Below are 18,560 nucleotides of genomic sequence, written 5' to 3' on the forward strand. Positions count from 1 at the left end.
GCCCACCGCTGTCACACGTCCGCAGAAGAACACAGGAAAGAGGTATCGTCCGATGAAACTCTCGACTCTGACCAAAACCGGCGGCATCCTGGCCGCATCGGTTCTCGCGCTCACCGCATGCGGGGGCGGATCCGAATCCAACGGCGGATCAGGCAATGGCGACGGCCCTCAAGTCGAGATGGCCGACCCGGATCGCGACTGGGAGAACTGCGACCCCGGTGCCACTGCCAAGGACGTCACCGACACCGAAGCAGACGACAACACCGACATCACCCTCGGTGCGTTCGACGGCTGGGACGAGTCCTTCGCCGCAGCCCACCTGACGAAGGCTGTCCTCGAAGAGGACGGCTACTCCGTCGACATCGAGAGCTTCCAGGCCGGGCCCGGCTTCACCGGTGTCGCCAACGGCGACATCGACGTCGTCCTCGACGGCTGGATGCCGCTGACGCACAAGGACTACATCGAGGAATTCGGCGACAAGATGGAGGTCCACGGCTGCTGGTACAACAACGCTAAGCTCACCATCGCCGTCAACGAGGACTCCCCGGCGCAGTCCATCGCCGACCTCAAGGACATGGGCAACGAGTACGGCAACACCCTCTACGGCATCGAGCCCGGCGCCGGCCTGACCTCCACGACGGAGAACGAGGCCATCCCGACCTACGGTCTGGACAACCTCGACTTCAAGATCTCCTCAACGCCTGCGATGCTCGCACAGCTGAAGAAGGCCACCGACGCCGGTGACAACGTCGCCGTGACCCTGTGGCGCCCGCACTGGGCCTACGACGCCTTCCCGGTCCGCGACCTCGAAGACCCCGAGGGAGCCATGGGCGGAGCTGAAGTGATCTACAATTTCGCCCGTGACGGCTTCGCCGAGGACAACCCGAAGGCCGCGCAGCTGCTGCAGAACCTCGTCCTCGATGACGAGAACCTCGCCAGCCTGGAGAACGTCATGTTCTCCGATGAGAACTACGGCGGCGAGAACCTCGAGGAGGCCGTGGCCGAATGGCTCGAGGACAACCCGGACTTCGCCGAGGACTGGAAGGCCGGCAAGCTGAGCTGAGTTCTCAGCTGAGCTGACTGACGCCCGGCACCAATACGACGCCTGCCCCGCATCTGCCCGATGCGGGGCAGGCGCGTCTCATCCCGCGGTCCCGCCGCTGCTGCTGACCTCACCGGCTCGGCGCGGACGCATGAGCCTATTGCCATTAGTGCTTACGAGCACCCGGCGCCTACTGTGTCGGTCATGCTCGTCAACGTTCACCATCAGCTGCCGCCGCAGCCCGGGCATGCCCCGGTGCGGGTGCGGCTGCCGCGCCACCGTGGGTATGTCGTCGACACCCGCGACTGGGGTCCGGCGCTCTCCGGTCCCGAGGCGGAGGGCACCGAGCCGCGTGCGTGCACGGTGTGCGCGCTCGCCCATGAGCTTGTCGAGGTGCTCGAGCGGCTCTCCCACACGACCGAGGTGTTCGAGGTCATCATCCCGTGGTGGCTGCACATCGGCCGCTTGCGCTCAACTCTGACCAGCCACCTCGAGGATGTGCGCATCGGGCGGACGGTGCTGCACGGCAGCCTCGATGGCCTCGAGGACCTGCTGTGGTCGACCGACGGGCTGGAGGAGTCGGCTGACTGTGCACTCACCGGTCACGCCGAACTCGCCGCTGTCGCCGTCGAGCACGCCAGCGTGCTCACCGCCCGGCACGTCCTGGGTGAGCGCACCCGGGAGCTGCTCATCCACCTCGGCTGCCCGGCCTTCGGGCCTGCCGCCGAGTTCCTGCCCGCCCCCGCCGCCGGCCCCATGCGGGTGGGCCTGACCGGGGAGGGTACGCACTTCGTCACCCGGGTCGTGTCCGCTCACGGACAGCTGGATGCTGAGCGCTTCTGCCGGCTGCTGCCCGAGGCGGCCGCCGGGGCCTGCCGGATCCGCGGCACCGTGTGGGTCGACTCCAGGCCCGAGACCCGCGTGCGGGTGTGCGGGATCGGCTCACAGGTGTGGATGGAGGAGGACGGCCAGTGGTTCGCCCCGGCGTTCTCCTCACCATCAGGGGTGCTCGCCTGCCATCACAGCTCAGATCCGCAGGTCATCGACGCGCTGTGCCACTGGCATCCGCACCACGGAGACCGGTGCTCGCGCATCGCGCTCACCGCCCCACGCGAGTACGCCCAGGACTGGGCGGGCCTGCTGGCTGAGGCGGTGCGCTCCCAGCCGGCGCTGCCCGACCACCTGTCCCAGCACTGAACCACCAGCACCGAACAGTCAGCACGGAAGAATCAGCTACAGAAAGGCACCATCATGGAGGTCCGCAATTCGCTTCGCTCCCTGAAGAACCAGCCCGGCTCCCAGGTCGTGCGCCGCAAGGGCAAGACCTATGTAATCAACAAGAAGAACCCGCGCCTGAAGGCACGGCAGGGCTGATCACATCCGCAGCCACGTCTGCGCGGCATCCGAAAGCACCGCGCCGTCGCCGGCTGCCGCGTCCGCCCAGTCAACCGGCTGGCCATCGGCTGCGATGACGCCGTCTTTGAGCACGACGACGTCGAAGTTGCACGCCAGCCCGGCCATCGCGGTGTGATAGACCGACCGGTCGACATCGATCCCTCCGATGATGAGCCGGTCGATCGCCAGGTCATGCAGCCCGGCTGCCAGGTCGTCGATGCCGTCGAAGGCATCGGCGACCTCTGAACTGAGCGCCAGATCATCCTCGGTCTGCCCGAGGCCACCGGCCGGGGAGTCTGCATCCGCACCCGAACCGGCCCCCGCCTCGGGCGCGGGAGCACGCAGATAAGCGACCACGCCGTCAGCCACACGTGCCCGGTTGAGAACTTCGGTAAGCTGTGCAGAGATCTCAGACAGGGCGTCGCCGCTGCCGGCGGTGTTCATGAGCATGAGTGCGTCCATGGCTTCAAGCATAGTCACCGCGCACGCACACCAAGGAGGGACGATGGCCGATCTGCGCTACACCTACCGGTTCGCCTCCGAACATCTGGGACACCGGCGCGACGACAATTTCGTCCTCTACTCCGATCACGTCGAGGTCGCCTCGATGACCTCGATCCGCGAGGCCGCCCGGGCATTGGCCGCGGCCGAGGAATCCGATGAGGAGCGGCCGTTCCTGTGGATCGACATGTACCGGCCGACCCATGAGGACCTCACCGAGCTGGCCGAGGCGTTCTCCCTGCACCCGCTGGCCATCGAGGACGCGATCGAAGCCCATCAGCGGCCGAAGTACGAACGCTACGGCTCCACCGAATTCGTCGTGCTGCGCCCGGCGGTCATCCGCCGCAACCGGCCGCAGGCCCCGGCCGGGCTGACCGATGCGCAGACCGGTGCCGCAGCCGGGGGTGCCAGGGATACAGGCGGTGCCGACGGTTCCGGTGCCAGCGAGCCGGCGGAGGCCCAGTCGGTCGACATCAAGGTCGGTGAGATCCACATCTTCCTCGGCGCCCGGTTCATCATCGTCATCCGGCACGGCACGCTGCTCGATACGCAGAACGTCCGCGAGGTCTTCGAATCCGACACCCGGTTCTCCGGGTTCCCGCAGTTCTCGGCGCTCTACCGCGTCATGGACCGCATCGTCGACAACTACCTGCCGGTCGTGGCGATCCTCGAAGACCAGACCGATGACCTCGAAGAGCGGATCTTCACCGGCACCCCGGCGCAGTCGCAGGACATCTACCACCTCTCCCGCGAGCTCATCGAGCTCGACCGGGCGGTCAAACCGCTCGAAGGGGTCATCGACACGCTATTCGACTCGCTTGTCGTGCACACCGTGCCGGCCGAACTGCAGCGCGGCCTGCGCGACGTCGCTGACCACATCCACAGCGTCAACGAGCGCGTCGAACGGCTGCGCAGCGTCCTGCGCGAGCTGTTCACCTTCAACTCCACGCTCATCTCCGAGGCGCAGAACGAGGACATGCGGCGAATGAACGAACTGTCGATCCAGCAGAACGAGCAGATGAAGAAGATCTCCGGCTGGGCCGGCATCCTCTTCTTCCCGTCACTGGTCGCCGGCACCTACGGCATGAACTTCGACACGATGCCCGAACTGCACTGGATCTTCGGCTATCCGTTCGCGCTCGGGCTCATGGTCGCCGGCTCCGGGTTCCTGTTCTGGCTGTTCAAGCGGGCCGGGTGGCTCTGAGAGACCCTGGCCGCAGAATTGCTGAAAGGCCCGCCACCGGCCGCATGCGAGAATTCCACACGTGACCCGATCCCCCTGGTTTCAGCTCATCGCCTCCTACAGCGCAGCCGACCTGCCGCTGTGCCGGCGCTTCGAGATGGACGCCGCCACCCTCATCGAGATCTCCGGTGCCGACCGCCTCGGCGACCTCACCCCAGCCAACGCGATCGAGGTCCCGCAGCTGTCCGAGATCTCCGCCAGCACGCTGACCGCCGAGGCGATCGCCGCTGACGACCCGCTGGCCACCACGCTGGCCGCTGCCCTGCGGCAGGCACTGCAGCGCCGCCAGCTGCTGTGGCTGGCTTCGATCGACGCCGGGCAGGTCGCCCGGCTGCAGGAGGCCTTCGGGGCGAACGTCCTCCATGTCGCTGGGGCCGGTGACAACGGGTGCGTGCCGGTCGCCCTCAACCCCGAGAACTGGGTGCGCACATGGGCGGACGGCTCACCTGCCCAGCAGGCGTTCGTCCGGGCTGCCGGCACCGGCACCGATGCGCTGACCCTGACCCGCCGCAGCCTGGCGGCATTGCGCCGCACCGCCGCCCCGATCATCGAACGGTCCTGGCCGCGCCGGTTCTTCCGCAGCCCGAAGGTCATCGCCTATTTCGTGGTGCTGGTGTACTCAGCGCTGCGGGCGCTGCCGGTGTCGTTCGTCTCCCAGTTCAAGGGTCAGCTGTGGGTGCTGTGGACGATCGACCTCGTCACCGCGATCCCGTACACGTGGGGTGTCATCGCGATGGTCGCCGGGCGGCAGCGGATCACCCGGCTGCTCGGCACGATCGTCGCCATCATCACCTTCACCGCCCCGTACGTGTACTTCTGGCTCAAGGGCGATCAGTACCCGCTCTACGTCATCCTCATCGTCGCAGGCCTCATCGTCTTCACCTGCCTGCTCGAGGCCTCCCGCTGGCAGCGTAACCGGATCGTCAAATGGCGACTCGGCGGCCGCGCGCCGACGCGGAAGGGCCTCTCCGAACGGTTCTAGCTACTCGACGGCCTCGGCGGTGCTGCGGGCGCTGCGGCCGCGGATATCGCGCAGGATGCAGGTGGCGGCGAACCAGCCGCCGGAGAGCCAGAACGCTGCGAGCAGCCACACCGGGCGCGCAGGGTAGATCGCGACCATCCAGGCGGTCGCCCCCATCCACACGAGCACCGAGATGATGTTGAGCGCCATGAACCGTTCGACCCGGAACGGGTGCGTGTAATGCGTCGGCACGAGGGTGAGCACGACGAACACGAGCACCGCGGCGATGGTGAGCGATGCCGGCAGGGCCAGCACATAGAGCATCACCGCGATGACGTTCCAGGCTGCCGGGAAGCCGATGAAGTAGTAGTCGGTCGACTTCCAGTTCTCATTGGCGTAGCAGAACATCGAGGACACGAGGATGAGCACCGCCAGCCCGATCGCCACCGGCTTGGGACCCAGCGGCAGGTGCATGAGCATGAACAGCACCGGGATGAACGTCCACGTCAGGTAGTCGACGACGATGTCGACGACGGTACCGTCGAACCACGGGGCGATCTCCTTGACGCGGGCTTTGCGAGCGAGGAACCCGTCGACACCGTCGATGAGCGCGGCGATGCCCAGCCACAGCCACATCCAGCCGATATGCCCGTCGAGCAGGGCGAGCATCGCCAGCAGCGCCCACAGGAACCCGGAGAGGGTGAACAGGTGCACCGCCCACGCGCCGGCGTATGCGCGCCGGCGGTGGGTCGTGCGCTGGGGTTCGGGAGCGGGGCTGGTCGTCATGGCAGTCTGCGGTCCGGCGCTCATGCGCCGGTCACGTGCTGGTCGAGGAAGGCGATGAACTCCCGGTACCACTGGCGGGCGTTGCCGCGTCCGAGGATCCAGTGGTTCTCATTCGGGTAGTACAGGAACCGGTGCTGGGTCTGGCCGTTGGCATCGAGCGGGGTCTTGGAGAAGGTCAGCAGGTCGAACCACAGCTGCTGGCCCTGCCCGATCGGCACCCGGTAGTCCTTGTCGCCGTGGATGACGAGCACCGGCACCTCGATGTCGCGCACATACAGGTGCGGCGAGTACGTCTGCGCCTGCTCGGCCATCGCCAGCGCCCATGAGCCGTTGTCGGTCGTCGCACCCATCGTGGTGACGTCCCACAGGGAGGCGTGGGTGACGATGCAGCGGAACCGGTCTGCGGTGTGACCGGCGACCCAGTTGGCGAGATACCCGCCGTAGGAGCCGCCGGCGAGCGCCTGCCGGGTCTCGTCGATGTCGTCGCGGGCGATCGTCGCGTCGGTCAGTGCCATGACGTCGTCGAAGGGGGCGCCGCCGAGCTCCTGCTGGCCGCGGTCGATGAAGGCCTGCCCGTATCCGGTCGAGATCGCCGGGTCCGGCATGAGCACCGCATAGCCGGCTGCGACGAAGGGCCACGGGTTCCAGCGGTAGGTCCAGGAGTTCCAGGACCCCCACGGCCCGCCGTGGACGAACACGGCCAGCGGGTAGGGTGCGCTGGCCCCCGTTCCCGAGGCAGTGGTTGCCGTTCCCGAGGCGGTGGCTGGCAGGGCGAGCCAGGCGCGGATCTCGGTGCCGTCGGCGGCGGTCGTGGTGACCTCTTCGAGCCGGCCGGCAGGTTTCAGGTCATCGGCAGCGTTGGTGCGCACCGCGACGTCGCCGGTCGCGGTGTCGATAGACACGAGATGCGGGGCTTCGGCGACCGAGGAGCGGATCGCGAGCACCCCCTCGGGCGTGGTGACGAGATTGCTGTAGTGGTACGGCTGATCGTCCCCGCCTGCCAGCAGGCGAGGTTCGGCGTCATCGAGTCCGCCGATCCACACGGCTCCGCGGCCGCGGTAGTCCGAGGTCGCCAGCAGTGTGGTGTCATCGAGCCAGGTGATGGAGTACCACTGGTCGCCCTCAGGCCACAGCCGGCGGGTGGTGCCGGTGGCGAGTTCGACGAGCAGCGGCCGCATCTGCAGGTTCGACTCCGGGGTCCACGCGGACTCTTCGCTCACCACGACGAACCGGTTATCGGGGCTGAGCGCTTCTGCGGTGTAGTCGGTCGGGTGTGCTGAGCGCAGCAGCACGCTGGTCTCACCGGAGGCGATGTCGACGAGCCAGATGTCGGTGACATCGGTCGTCTTGGCCTCCAGATGCCGCACGTCGAGAATGGCACGCCTGCCGTCGGCGGCCAGTTCGACCCCGGTGATCCGGCCAGCGGGCACCGGTCCGTGCCGGAAGGAAAGCGTCCCGTCATCGGCGATGTCGCCGAGGTCGGCGATGAGCAGGCCGTCGCGGTCGGGTCCGAGGTCGGTGTCCCAGCGGCGGATGGGGAAGGAGTCGTGCAGGATGCCGGTGATCTTGTGGGCCTTGCGCTTGCCGTACAGCTCGGCGTGGGTCTTCTCATCCTCAGCGCCGGGGACGATCGGGCCGGTAGCCAGCACGGTTGCACCGCGCACGGCCACGGAGGAGAAGCCGCCGGGGCGGGTGGCCATCTGGATGGCCTCGCCGCGGGCAGGCAGCTTCCACAGGCTGGCGTCTTCGGCTGCGTCGTCGGCGGTGTTGGCGCGCTTGGCGATGAACCACACATTGCCGTCATCGTCGACGCTGGCGGCTCCGGCTGAGGCGAGCGGCGATGTCAGCCGCACAGGCGCCTCGTCGACGGAGTAGAGGGCGGTGAGGTAGTCACCGGCGGCCGGATCGCCAGCCGCGTCGTCGCGGCCTGCGGTCTCGTCGGTCTCCTCCGCCTCGGCGGCGGGAGCCTGCTGGACCGTCTGCACGAGGGCGACGGCACCGCCGGTGGGGTTGGCGGCCAGGCCGTTGAGGCGGTGGGCGTCGAGCAGCGCGTCGATGCTGATGCCCGGGGATGCGGGAGTGTCGGAAAGAGTCATGGGCGAAACGCTACCAGCGTTGGCCGGGAGTGCGGTGGGGGGAAATGCTCAGAATTCACATCGTGGCACACGCATATGCTCCCCTGATCGCGGCGGATACGCTGAGGTCATGACGACCGCACATGTGCGTGAGCGCCTCGCCTCGGGCAAGACAGCGCTGGGAACCTTCATCCTCGAATTCGCCACCCCGGGCATCGGGGCGATCTGCGCTCGGGCCGGAGCGGACTGGGTGCTCTACGATCTCGAGCACACCGGCTGGTCACTCGATGCGATCCGCCCGGCCCTCGCCGTGTCCCGCCGCGAAGACATCGCCTCCTTCGTCCGGGTCGCCGGGCACAGCCAGCATCTCGTCTCCACCGCGCTCGATGCCGGGGCCGAGGGGATCATGATGCCTTATGTCGACACGGCTGAGCAGGCCGCGGAGATCGCCGCGTGGATGCACTTCCCGCCGGCCGGCCGGCGCGGCAGCGCCTTCGGCATCGCCCACGACCTCTACTCCCCCGGCGCTCCGGCGGACAAGCAGGCGGCGGCGAATGAGTCGGTGATGTTTTTGCCGCAGATCGAGACCCCGGCTGCGGTCGAAGCTGCCGAGGAGATCGGCGCGGTCGAGGGTGTCGATGTGCTTTTCGTCGGCCCACTGGACTTGTCGACGAACCTCGGCAGGCCCGGGGACTTCACGTCCTCTGCGTTCCTCTCCGCCCTCGACACGGTGGCACAGGCGGCGCAGGAGACCGGCACGGCCGCTGGGATCTTCTCCACCTCCGAGCAGCTGAGCGCCGCAGCATTGGAACGCGGTTATTCGGTCATCTCGCTCGCCGGCGACATCTTCACCTACCAGGCCGCGCTGGCGGCAGGGCTGACGGCGATCCGCGAACGGGACTGAGGCTCAGGCCGAAGTTCAGACCCACATCCTCGAAGGCGGTTACTGCCAGTCGGGGATGATGAGCTGTTCATGTTCGAGGAAGACGTGCTGGACGATCTTCTCAGCCGTCTCAACAGAGGCCGGATTCCCGTCACCTGCTGCGGTGTTGACGCTGACGGTCTCCATCCGGCCCTCAGCCTGATGCGAGGCGTGGACGGTGAACCCGTACCCTGATTCCGCGTCGGTGCCGATGAACTGGATCGCTGAGGCGCCGAGTTCGGACTTGTACGCCCAGCCGGCGCCGTTCTTGACCCGGATGTCGCGGTCGGCGAGCTTCTTGCCGTTGGTGTCGCCGTAGTCGAACTCGTATTCCTTCTTGAACTGCAGCTCCTCCTGCGGCGACTGCCGGAAACTCTCCTCGCAGGTGATGTGCATCGTCATCTGCTCATCGGGGGACCCGAAGGTGTAGAAGATGTACCTGCCGCGCTCAGAGCCCGGCACCGGTTTGGCATTCGGCGGCAGCGCGACCTCGAGCCGGGAGGCGCACTCGCCGGCGAAATCCGCCCGGTGCATCTTCCAGCCCTCGGGGATCTGCGGGCCGGTCTCGGTCGGTTCGGGTGCGGGTCCCTGGGTCGGGGCGACGGCGATGCCCAGCGGCCCGCCGGGCTCATCGGAGGTGCGGATGCCCACCAGCCCGCAGCCGGAGAGCAGCACCGCCACTGCGCTCGCTGCGGCGAGCGCACGCAGGGGGCGGCGGTGCCGGGCCCGAGGTGTGCGGTGTGTTCTCACGGCGTCTCCAGTGTCGTGGGGCGAGCGGGTGTCAGTGGGCGGGCGGCTGCGGTGAGCCGGAGCCGTGCTGCTGCGGGCCTGAGCCGTACCGCGGCTGCGGGCCCGAGCCATGCTGCTGCGGGCCGGGACCGGTCTGCGGCTGCTGCCCGGTCTGCGGCTGCTGCGGGGCGTGGGTCTGCGGTGGCGGGGATCCGACCGGCTGGGATCCGACGGGCTGCTGCGCAGGCCGCGGCGGGGCGAACGGCGAGCGCTGTCGGCCGGGCTGCTGGGGCGGCATCCCCTGCTGTGGCGGCGGGCCGTAGGGACCTGGCTGGCTGCCGGGCATCGGCTGCTGCTGGCCGTTGTTGCCCAGCGTCTCACCGGTGGCGGTGTCGTGCCATTGGCCGTCGACCTTCTGCAGGCGGCGCTTCGATCCGCGGCGCGGGGTGCCGAGCATCCGGCCGAGTTCGGCCTCGGATGGGGCGCGGGGCGGGCGGAAGGACTGGTCGGCGCGGCCGGCCTTGTTGGCGTTGACCGGTTCGACCGGCCGGGAGCCGGCCACGGCTGCCGCACCGTCGTAGTCCTGCGGGGCGACCGGCTGCTGTGCTTCGCCGAGCACCGGCAGCACGAGGCGGACCGAGGTGCCCTGGCCCTCTTGGCTCAGCAGGGAGACCGAACCGCCGTGGCGGCTGATGATCGAGCGCACGAGCGAGAGCCCCATGCCGGAGCCGGCGACGGCGCGGACCTGTTGGCCGCGGCTGAGCTCGTCCCAGACGGTGGCCTGTTCGGCTGCGGGGATGCCCATGCCGGTGTCGGCGACTTCGATGACGATCCAGCGGTGCTGGTTGATGACCTGCTCATTGGCGCGCAGCTCGATGACGTCGGTGTCGGTGGAGTATTTGATGGCGTTGCCGAGCAGGTTCATGATCGCTGACATCAGCAGGTCCTCTTCACCAGCCACATCGGGCAGCCGCCAGGGGGCGCGGGCGACGGTGGCGATGATCATCCGGTCCTCGGCACCGGGTGCGGTGCGGGCGTCTTCGACGGCCTGGTGGATGAGCTGATCCATATTCACCCGCTGGTAGTGGATCTCGCGGGATTCGATGTCGGCGAGCTTGCGCAGATCGGCCAGCAGGCGGGCCACACGGCGGGAGGAGGTGTCGATCTGCCGGGCGACCGGTTCGATCTCACTGGATGAGGCAACCGGTTCGGTGACGAGTTCGCGGATCGTCGCCGCCGAGGTGCGCAGTGCCGTCAGCGGGTTCTTCAGTTCGTGGTCGAGGCGGATGAGCATCCGGTTGCGGTTGGCCAGTGCTTCGTGTTCGGCCCGAGCCCGCTCCTCAGCCCGCAGGGCGGCTTCGCGTTTGCGCAGCAGGTGGCGCAGGTAGAAGAACGCGCCTGCGAGCAGGCCGAGGAGGAGCAGCACCAGGATGAGCAGCAGCCAGATGCGGATCTCTAAGATGAGGAACTGGTTCATCACGGTCTCGCGTTCTCAGCGCCGGTGACCTCGGCGACGAACCGGTAACCGCGGCCCTGCACGGTACCGATCCAGCGCGGGTTCGAGGCGTCCTCGCCGAGGACGCGGCGCAGCTCGGCGACCCGGGAGTCGACCGCACGGGTGCCGACGGCGTCGTCGAAGCCCCACAGCACCTCGAGCAGGCGCTGGCGTTCGATGAGCTCGTCGCGGTGGACCATGAGGTATTCGAGCAGTGTCACGCCCTTGGGCGTGATGACGAGCTCGCGGTCGCCGAGCCACACGCGCCGCGAGGTGCGGTCCAAGCGCAGCCCGAAGGTCGACACGAGCACCGGGGCGGTGGCCAGCGGCGGGCCGTCGTGACGGGTGCGGCGCAGCACCGCGCGGATGCGGGCGACGAGTTCGTGCGGGTCGAAGGGCTTGTTCAGGTAGTCGTCAGCACCCTCTTCGAGTGCCATGGCGCGTTCGACGGCTTCGCCGACCTGGGTGAGCAGCAGCACCGGCACCCAGTTCTCCTCGCGGCGCAGGGTGCGCAGCACTTCGCGGCCGTCAGCGCCGGGCATGAGCACGTCGAGGACGCAGACGTCGGGTTTGTGCCGGCGGATCTCGTCAAGGGCCAGTTTGCCGTCGGGTGCGGTGATGACCCGCAGGCCGGAGCGTTCCAGGAACGGGGCGACGGCACCGAGCACATCGGGTTCGTCGTCGGCGAGGACGACAACAGGACGGTTGTCGACACCGGGCTGCGCAGTCATGGAGATCCTTCGCTTGGCTCAGATTTGCTGTTATCCCGAACTTTAGCCGTCTTGCCGGCGTTCGTGCTCGATTGCGTCGCGCTCCTCAGCCAGCGCCACGGCATCGGAGAGCTCATCGCGATAGAGCATCGAGCGGCGCAGGTGCTTGGTGCGGTAGCCGGCGCGGCCGACCATGTGGGTGCCGACCGGGGTGGTGACCATCTGCAGGGTGACGATGAGCAGCAGGGTGGTGATGACGCCCCAGTGGAACTGCTGGATGCTGATGGCGACCATCATCAGGATGAGCCCGAGGATCTGCGGCTTGGATCCTGCGTGCAGACGGCTCATGAGATCGGGGAAGCGCAGCAGCCCGATGGATGCGGCCAGCGACAGCGCTGCGCTGCCGATGAGGAGGGCTCCGGAGAGGATGTCAGCGATCATTCTCATCTCCGTTCGACTCGTCAGCATCGACTGCCGGATCGTGCAGCTCCACGACGTCCTCGCCGACGTCGCCGTCTGCAAGGGCTTCGGCGGCGGAGTGCTCGACCACCGCCTCGGCGTCGGAGGCGAACAGCGGACCGACCTGGTGCCGGCCGGGAACATTCGATTCCGACAGCGCACGCTCGTGGGCCTTGGCGGTGCCGCGGGACTCACCGATGACCGGGGTGCGGGACTCCGAGCGGCTGACGTAGCGGGACACCGCGACCGAGCCGGCGAAGCCGAGGGAGGCGAGCGCGAGCATGACCGGCAGCAGGTCTGTGCGGCCGGTGACCACGATGAAGCCGCCGAATCCGCACAGCATGGTGGCCAGCAGCACGTCGGTGGAGATCATCCGGTCGAGGATCGAAGGCCCCTTGATCATGCGGGTGACGGTGATGTAAAAAGCGGCTGCGAAGAGCAGACCGGCGATGACGGCGACGATCGTCATGGGCGCTTCCTCCTCCGCTGGGAGATCGACAGGTGTTCGAGCACCGGCCGCTGTCCGTTCTCCTGCCGCCAGTCGTTGAGGATCGCGATGTCGTGGGCGGAGCCGATGGCGCGCACGAGATGGTATTCGATGCGGTAGGCCAGGGCTCTGGCCTCTTCGACGTCCTCATCGCTTGCGCAGTTGAGCACATGCAGGTAGATCGTCGACCGGGCTCGGTTGATCTCCGTGGCGAAGGAACCGGGGATGAGTCCGGCGACGAGCGCGACGAGCGTGATGAGCAGGTCGGAGCGGGTGTGCAGGTCGATGGCGACGAGACTGCCGGCGCGCACCTTCGCCGGGCGCACCGACAGCCACGCCACTTCGATCGAGGCTTTGACCATCGACCAGGTGAACCAGGCGATGAACACGATGACGTACCAGACGTTCATGCGACCGGAGAACTCCACCGGCGGCAGATAGAAGATGCGGCTGACTGTCCAGGCGATGATAAGCCCGGTGCCGACCGTCAGCACGCTGACATCGTCCCACAGCATCACCCATAGGGCGATGAGACCGGCGAGCAGCAGCCAGTGCTCCCGACTGGGCAGGCGGAAGAACCAGCGAAGCCGCTGGCCCAAGGTGGGTTTGCGCTCTGCAGAGAGGATCCGCTGGGGACTCATCGGTCACCTCGCAGATCGAGCACAGAGGTGATGTAGGTGTTGGGTCCGCGCAGGTTCTCCGCTGCCCGGGACGAGACGTCCCACAGGGGGCCGGCGATGAGCGTGAGCGAGACGCTGACGGCGACGATGAGGGTGGTGGCAAAGACCATTGTCGGATCCGAGGTGATGGAGGAGGTCCAGCGGCGGCCGTCGGCCAGGGCCGCGCGGCGTTCCTTGAATTCGGTGACGAGTTCCTCGGTGGGCTCTTCGACGTCGTCGGGGTCGCGCCAGAAACCGAGGTTCCAGGTCTTGCCGATGACGTAGAGGGTCAGCAGGCTGGTGAGCGTGCCCGCGCCAATGAGCACGAAGATGAGCCAATCGCGCGTGTCGAAGCCGGCGGTGAAGAGCGCGACCTTGCCAATGAACCCGGAGAAGGGCGGGATGCCGGCGAGGTTGAGAGCGGGAATGAAGAACAGCAGGCTGATCCAGGGAGCGAGCACACCGAGTCCGCCGAGCTTGCGGATCGAGGTGGAGCCGGCGCGCTGCTCGATAAGCCCGATGGCCAGGAACAGCGCGGTCTGCACCAGAATGTGGTGCAGGGTGTAGAAGATCGCAGCAGTCAGTCCTTCGACGGTGCCCATGGCGACGCCGAAGATCATGTAGCCGATGTGGGAGATGAGCGTGAAGGACAGCATCCGCTTGATCTCCGACTGGGCGATCGCACCGAGGATGCCGACGATCATCGTCAGCCCGCCGATGACCAGCAGCGGTACGCGCAGGTCGGATTCTGCGAAGATGACGGTTTCGGTGCGGATGATCGCGTAGATGCCGACCTTCGTCAGCAGCCCGGCGAATACGGCGGTGACCGGGGCGGGGGCCGTCGGATAGGAGTCCGGCAGCCAGAACGCCAGCGGGAAGACCGCGGCTTTGATGCCGAAGCCCAGCAGCAGGATGATGTGCAGAATCAGCTGGACGTCTTCCGGCAGCCGGCCGATCCGCTCGGACAGCTGGGCCATGTTGACGGTGCCGGTCGCGGCGAAGATGAGGCCGATGGCCGAGAGGAAGATGATCGAGGACACCAGCGAGATGACGATGTAGGTCACGCCCGCCCGGATCCGCTCACCGGTCGAGCCGAGGGTCAGCAGCACATACGAGGCCGCCAGCAGCATCTCGAAGCCGACGTAGAGGTTGAACAGGTCGCCGGTGACGAACGCTGCTGCCACACCGGCGCACAGAATGAGGTAGGCGGGATAGAAGACGCTGACCGGCGTCTCGTTTGAGGTGTCGGCCATCTCTTCGCCGACGGCGTAGAGGAGGACGCCGAAGGTCACGATCGCTGAGATGACGAGCATGAGCGCTGAGACCCGGTCGACGACGAGCGCGATGCCGAAGGGCAGCTCCCAGCCGCCGACGGCCAATGCCTGGGTGGCGCGGGCGTCGACGCCGATGAGCAGGACGACGTCGATGGCGAGCACGGCCAGCAGCGTGATGATGGTGATGGCCGCCTGAGCGCGCGCGCGGCCGGCGAGCATGAGGGTGATGCCGGCGCCGATGAGCGGCAGCAGGACAGGCAGAGGGATGAGCATGGCCAGACTCATGAGCGCTCATCCTCCTCATCGAGGTCGAGGGCACCGGGGATCGGCGACTGGGCTTCGTCACCGAATTCGGTGTCGTCGTATTCGCCGCTGGTGCCGGCTTCCTCGGCGCTGTCACGGCCCTGGGCCAAGGCGATGCGGATGTCCTCGATGTCGTCTTCGAGGTTCTCATTGCGCACCAGTCGCCAGGAGCGGTAGATCATCGCGAGCAGGAACGCACTCATCGCAAAGGTGATGACGATGGCGGTGAGGATGAGTGCATGCGGCAGCGGGTCGGACATGCCGGCGGCGGAGAGGTTCTGCCCGTCGGTCAGCGGCGGGCGCCCGGGTGGGCCGGCGGTGAGCATGATGAGCACGTTGGTCGCATTGCCCATGAGCATGAAGCCGAGCAGCACGCGGGTCAGGGACCGGTCGAGCATGAGGTAGATGCCGCAGGCGTACATGACGCCCATAGCCAGCAGCATGACGATCGAGGGACTCACAGTCGTCCTCCCGATGCTCCGCCGTCGACGTCGACATCGTCCATCCGGCCCAGCAGCGTGTGCAGCTGCTGGGTGTCCGGTCGGGCCTGTTCGGTGGACAGCGATTCGGCCAGCCGCCGCTCATCGACTTCGTGGTGGCGGTCGACCTCGGCGCCGAGGCTGCGGAGGATGTCGAGCATGAGGCCGATGACGATGAGGTAGACGCCGATGTCGAACAGCAGCGAGGTTCCGAGGTGGATCTCCCCGATGACGGGAATCTTGACGTCGAACCATGCCGCGTCGAAGACGGTGCTGCCCCAGAGGAGCCCACCCACCGCTGTGCCGGCGGCGAAGACCAGGCCGAGGCCCAGCAGCTTGCCGGCGTCGACCGGAGCGGCCTCTGCCAGTTCGTAGCGGCCACCGGCCAGATAGCGCAGCGCCAGCGCCAGACCGGCGACGAGGCCTGCGGCGAAGCCGCCGCCGGGCAGATTGTGTCCGGCGAAGAGCAGATAGACGGAGAACACGACAACAGCGTGGAAGATGAGCCGGACGATGACTTCGAGCATGATCGATCGGTTGGCCGGCGACAGGGTCCGTCCAGCCAGCAGCCAGGCGCTGCGGCGCTCTTCGGAGCTCTCCTTCTCATCCGCCAGCGCCCACGCCGGAGCGAGATCGTCCTCGACGGGACGGTAGAGGCGAGAGAAGACGCTGGGCCGGTTTGCGTCGATGCGCTGCAAGGTGCCTTCACGGCTGCGGACGAAGATGAAGCTTGCGACGCCGGTGGCCGCGGCGACGACGACGGAGAGTTCGCCGAGGGTGTCCCAGGCGCGGATGTCGACGAGGGTGACGTTGACGACGTTGGTTCCGTGGCCGATCTCGTAGGCCAGGCGCGGGAACATGTCACCGATCGAGGCGTCGGCCCGGGCGCTGAACGCAACGAAGGCCACCACCATCATGGTGATGCCGAAGCCGGCGCCGATGAGCGCCCGCAGTGAGGGTGAGAGGCGACCGGCTGAGCGGCCGATGCGGGCCGGCAGGCGGCGCAGCACGAGGACGAAGACGACGATCGTGATGGTCTCGACGAGCGCCTGGGTCAGTGCCAGGTCGGGTGCGCCCTGGTGGGCGAAGAACACGGTCATGCCATAGCCGGTGACGCCGACGACGACGACGGCGGCGAAGCGCTTGTCCGCAGTCGCTGCGGCGATCGCGCCGATGATCAGGGCGCTGGCGATGAGCAGCTGGAGCCAGGAGTCGGTGAAGCTGACCTCGGCGGGCCAGGTGTCGTTGAGGATGAGGGCGATGACGATCGTGACGATCGCGAACAGGTAGATCACGCCCTGGTAGAACGGCATCGAACCGCGCTGAGTGCGGGCGGTGACGCCGGCAGCGAAGGACTCAAGCCAGCTGACGGTCCAGCGGTAGCCGCGGTGGAAGTCGAGTCCGTCGGGCATCGCCGCCTGGAAGGACCTGACCCGGGTGCGGAAGGCGAACAGCACAAGACCCAGGCCGATGATGAGAAGGCTGAACAGCAGTGCCGGCTCCAGCCCGTGCCACAGCGCCAGATGGTAGGGCTGTCCGCTGCCGGTCACCGGCAGCTGGCTGGTCCAGGGGCTGATGAGCCGGTCAACGGACGAGGCGGCAAAGCCGCCGATCAGGGTCAATGCGGTCAGCAGCACCGGGGAGCTGATGAGCAGCGGGCTGTCGGATCCGGCGTCGACCGGTTCGACGCCGGGCTTGACGGAGAAGGCGCCCCAGACGAACCGGGCGGAGTAGGCGACGGTGAGGATCGAGCCGACGGTCACGCCGATGAGTGCGATGACGCCTTCCTTGGAGCCGTCGGCCAGCAGGGTGGAGAAGACGGCTTCCTTGGCAGCGAAGCCGAGCGTCGGAGGCAGCCCGGCCATCGAGGCAGCAGAGATGAGGGTGAGGGCGAACAGCAGCGGTGAGCAGCGCGCATAACCGGAGAGCTTGCGCAGGTCGCGAGTGCCGGCATGGTGGTCGATGATGCCGACGATGAGGAACAGCGCGGCCTTGAACAGGCTGTGGGCCAGCAGCAGGGCAAGCGCTGCGGTGGTGAGGTCGCGACTGCCGAAGGCCGAGACGATGGTGAGGAAGCCCAGCTGCGAGACGGTGCCGTAGGCCAGCAGCAGCTTGAGGTCGTGCTGCTTGAGGGCCTGCCAGGCCCCGATGAACATCGTGGCGATGCCGAGGCTCAGCAGCATCAGGTGCCAGCCGGGCATGCCGCTGAAGCCCGGTGCCAGGCGCATGACGAGGTAGATGCCGGCCTTGACCATCGCAGCGGCGTGCAGGTAAGCGCTGACGGGGGTGGGGGCGGCCATGGCACCGGGCAGCCAGAAGTGGAAGGGCACAAGCGCGGACTTCGAGACCGCGCCGACGAGGATGAGGATGATCGCGGCGATTACGAGGCCGTCGTGGTAGCCGGGCTCGAAGCCGCGCTGGACGGCCGAGGAGAGCTTGCCGCTGCCGAAGATGTTGCCGAGGAGGATGACGCCGATGAGCATCGACAGCCCGCCGGCGGTGGTGACGATGAGGGCCTGCAGGGCCGCACGCCTCGTCTGCTGCCGGGAGTGGTATTGGCCGATGAGCAGGTAGCTGAAGATCGTCGTGCCCTCCCAGAAGATGTAGAGCAGCAGCATCTCATCAGCGACGATGAGCCCGTACATCGTTCCGGCGAACGCCATGAGAATCCCGGCGAAGCGGCCGAGCCTGAGCTCGTCGGCATCGAAGTAGCGCGCGCAGTAGAGGAAGACGAGCGCCCCGACACTGGTGACGAGCAGGGAGAAGATCCACGAGAGCATGTCCATCCGGAACACCAGCGACATGTCGAGCGCCGGGATCCAGCGATAGGACTCAACCCACACCTCGGCGCCGGTGAGCATGAGCGGGGCGAGCGACAGCGACAGGGCGAGACCAGCGGCGGGGACGAGTGCGAGCGCGGCGAAGCCGGTGCGGCCGAGGTACCGGATGAACAGCGGGGCGATGACGGCAGCCAGGAAGAAAGCTCCCGTCATCACTGCCATGCTGTCACCTCACCCCCAGCGGTCCACGCCTCTATTCT

At 67.5% G+C, this 18,560-nt stretch carries 18 protein-coding genes; 6 read left to right on the forward strand and 12 right to left on the reverse strand.

The window, feature by feature from the left end:
- The first annotated feature begins 52 nt into the window (after nt 1-52).
- From HLA91_RS04625 to ykgO, 3 genes are all read left to right on the forward strand, one after another.
- Nucleotides 53-1,063 carry a glycine betaine ABC transporter substrate-binding protein gene (locus HLA91_RS04625; protein ID WP_170273747.1) on the forward strand — a complete coding sequence of 337 codons (1,011 nt, stop codon included), beginning with the start codon at nt 53-55 and terminating at the stop codon, nt 1,061-1,063.
- Between the two features lie 183 nt (nt 1,064-1,246).
- The gene (locus HLA91_RS04630) at nt 1,247-2,239 is read left to right on the forward strand and encodes a CobW C-terminal domain-containing protein (RefSeq protein WP_170273748.1); all 993 of its coding nucleotides are present in this window, start codon (nt 1,247-1,249) and stop codon (nt 2,237-2,239) included.
- A 54-nt stretch (nt 2,240-2,293) separates the two neighbouring features.
- Nucleotides 2,294-2,416 (forward strand): type B 50S ribosomal protein L36, encoded by a 123-nt coding sequence (ykgO, locus tag HLA91_RS04635; RefSeq protein ID WP_170273749.1) that lies wholly within the window; start codon nt 2,294-2,296, stop codon nt 2,414-2,416.
- Here ykgO and HLA91_RS04640 read toward each other — a convergent pair whose 3' ends face one another.
- Nucleotides 2,417-2,899: an isochorismatase family protein gene (locus tag HLA91_RS04640; protein ID WP_170273750.1), complete on the reverse strand. Its 483-nt coding sequence runs from the start codon at nt 2,897-2,899 to the stop codon at nt 2,417-2,419.
- 43 nt (nt 2,900-2,942) lie between these two features.
- On the opposite strand from HLA91_RS04640, the gene HLA91_RS04645 reads away from it, so the two are divergent.
- Nucleotides 2,943-4,142, forward strand: coding sequence for a magnesium and cobalt transport protein CorA (locus HLA91_RS04645; protein ID WP_239557098.1), 1,200 nt, complete (start codon nt 2,943-2,945; stop codon nt 4,140-4,142).
- 61 nt (nt 4,143-4,203) lie between these two features.
- Nucleotides 4,204-5,163: a hypothetical protein gene (locus HLA91_RS04650; RefSeq protein ID WP_170273752.1), complete on the forward strand. Its 960-nt coding sequence runs from the start codon at nt 4,204-4,206 to the stop codon at nt 5,161-5,163.
- Here HLA91_RS04650 and HLA91_RS04655 read toward each other — a convergent pair whose 3' ends face one another.
- Nucleotides 5,164-5,928, reverse strand: a complete 765-nt coding sequence (locus HLA91_RS04655) for a CDP-alcohol phosphatidyltransferase family protein (RefSeq protein ID WP_170273753.1) — start codon at nt 5,926-5,928, stop codon at nt 5,164-5,166.
- Nucleotides 5,929-5,948: 20 nt separating this feature from the next.
- Nucleotides 5,949-8,024, reverse strand: a complete 2,076-nt coding sequence (locus HLA91_RS04660) for a S9 family peptidase (RefSeq protein ID WP_170273754.1) — start codon at nt 8,022-8,024, stop codon at nt 5,949-5,951.
- Between the two features lie 109 nt (nt 8,025-8,133).
- Here HLA91_RS04660 and HLA91_RS04665 point away from each other — a divergent pair, with 109 nt between their 5' ends.
- Entirely contained in the window at nt 8,134-8,907 is a 774-nt protein-coding gene (locus HLA91_RS04665) for an HpcH/HpaI aldolase family protein (RefSeq protein ID WP_170273755.1), read from the forward strand.
- Nucleotides 8,908-8,946: 39 nt separating this feature from the next.
- Here the strand turns inward: HLA91_RS04665 and HLA91_RS04670 are convergent, their stop codons facing one another.
- Genes HLA91_RS04670 through HLA91_RS04710 form a run of 9 tightly spaced genes read right to left on the reverse strand, consistent with a single transcriptional unit; the run spans nt 8,947 to nt 18,522 of the window.
- Entirely contained in the window at nt 8,947-9,675 is a 729-nt protein-coding gene (locus HLA91_RS04670; RefSeq protein ID WP_170273756.1) for a hypothetical protein, read from the reverse strand.
- A gap of 31 nt (nt 9,676-9,706) precedes the next feature.
- Nucleotides 9,707-11,131 (reverse strand): sensor histidine kinase, encoded by a 1,425-nt coding sequence (locus tag HLA91_RS04675; RefSeq protein WP_170273885.1) that lies wholly within the window; start codon nt 11,129-11,131, stop codon nt 9,707-9,709.
- Complete coding sequence (locus HLA91_RS04680; RefSeq protein ID WP_165883944.1) at nt 11,131-11,880, reverse strand: response regulator transcription factor; 750 nt, start codon at nt 11,878-11,880, stop codon at nt 11,131-11,133. The genes HLA91_RS04675 and HLA91_RS04680 overlap by 1 nt, the downstream gene beginning before the upstream one ends.
- A gap of 42 nt (nt 11,881-11,922) precedes the next feature.
- Complete coding sequence (gene mnhG / locus HLA91_RS04685) at nt 11,923-12,300, reverse strand: monovalent cation/H(+) antiporter subunit G (protein ID WP_170273757.1); 378 nt, start codon at nt 12,298-12,300, stop codon at nt 11,923-11,925.
- Nucleotides 12,290-12,787, reverse strand: a complete 498-nt coding sequence (locus tag HLA91_RS04690; RefSeq protein WP_170273758.1) for an MrpF/PhaF family protein — start codon at nt 12,785-12,787, stop codon at nt 12,290-12,292. Before HLA91_RS04690 ends, mnhG begins: the two co-directional genes overlap by 11 nt.
- Nucleotides 12,784-13,446 (reverse strand): Na+/H+ antiporter subunit E, encoded by a 663-nt coding sequence (locus HLA91_RS04695; protein ID WP_170273759.1) that lies wholly within the window; start codon nt 13,444-13,446, stop codon nt 12,784-12,786. Before HLA91_RS04695 ends, HLA91_RS04690 begins: the two co-directional genes overlap by 4 nt.
- Complete coding sequence (locus HLA91_RS04700; RefSeq protein WP_102162427.1) at nt 13,443-15,023, reverse strand: Na+/H+ antiporter subunit D; 1,581 nt, start codon at nt 15,021-15,023, stop codon at nt 13,443-13,445. Before HLA91_RS04700 ends, HLA91_RS04695 begins: the two co-directional genes overlap by 4 nt.
- Nucleotides 15,020-15,502, reverse strand: coding sequence for a Na(+)/H(+) antiporter subunit C (locus HLA91_RS04705; protein WP_170273760.1), 483 nt, complete (start codon nt 15,500-15,502; stop codon nt 15,020-15,022). Before HLA91_RS04705 ends, HLA91_RS04700 begins: the two co-directional genes overlap by 4 nt.
- A complete protein-coding gene (locus tag HLA91_RS04710; protein ID WP_239557099.1) occupies nt 15,499-18,522 on the reverse strand; it encodes a Na+/H+ antiporter subunit A in 3,024 nt (1,007 codons plus the stop codon). The genes HLA91_RS04705 and HLA91_RS04710 overlap by 4 nt, the downstream gene beginning before the upstream one ends.
- Nucleotides 18,523-18,560: the final 38 nt, after the last annotated feature.

It is taken from the genome of Brevibacterium luteolum (assembly GCF_013004595.1).
Taxonomy (GTDB): domain Bacteria; phylum Actinomycetota; class Actinomycetes; order Actinomycetales; family Brevibacteriaceae; genus Brevibacterium; species Brevibacterium luteolum.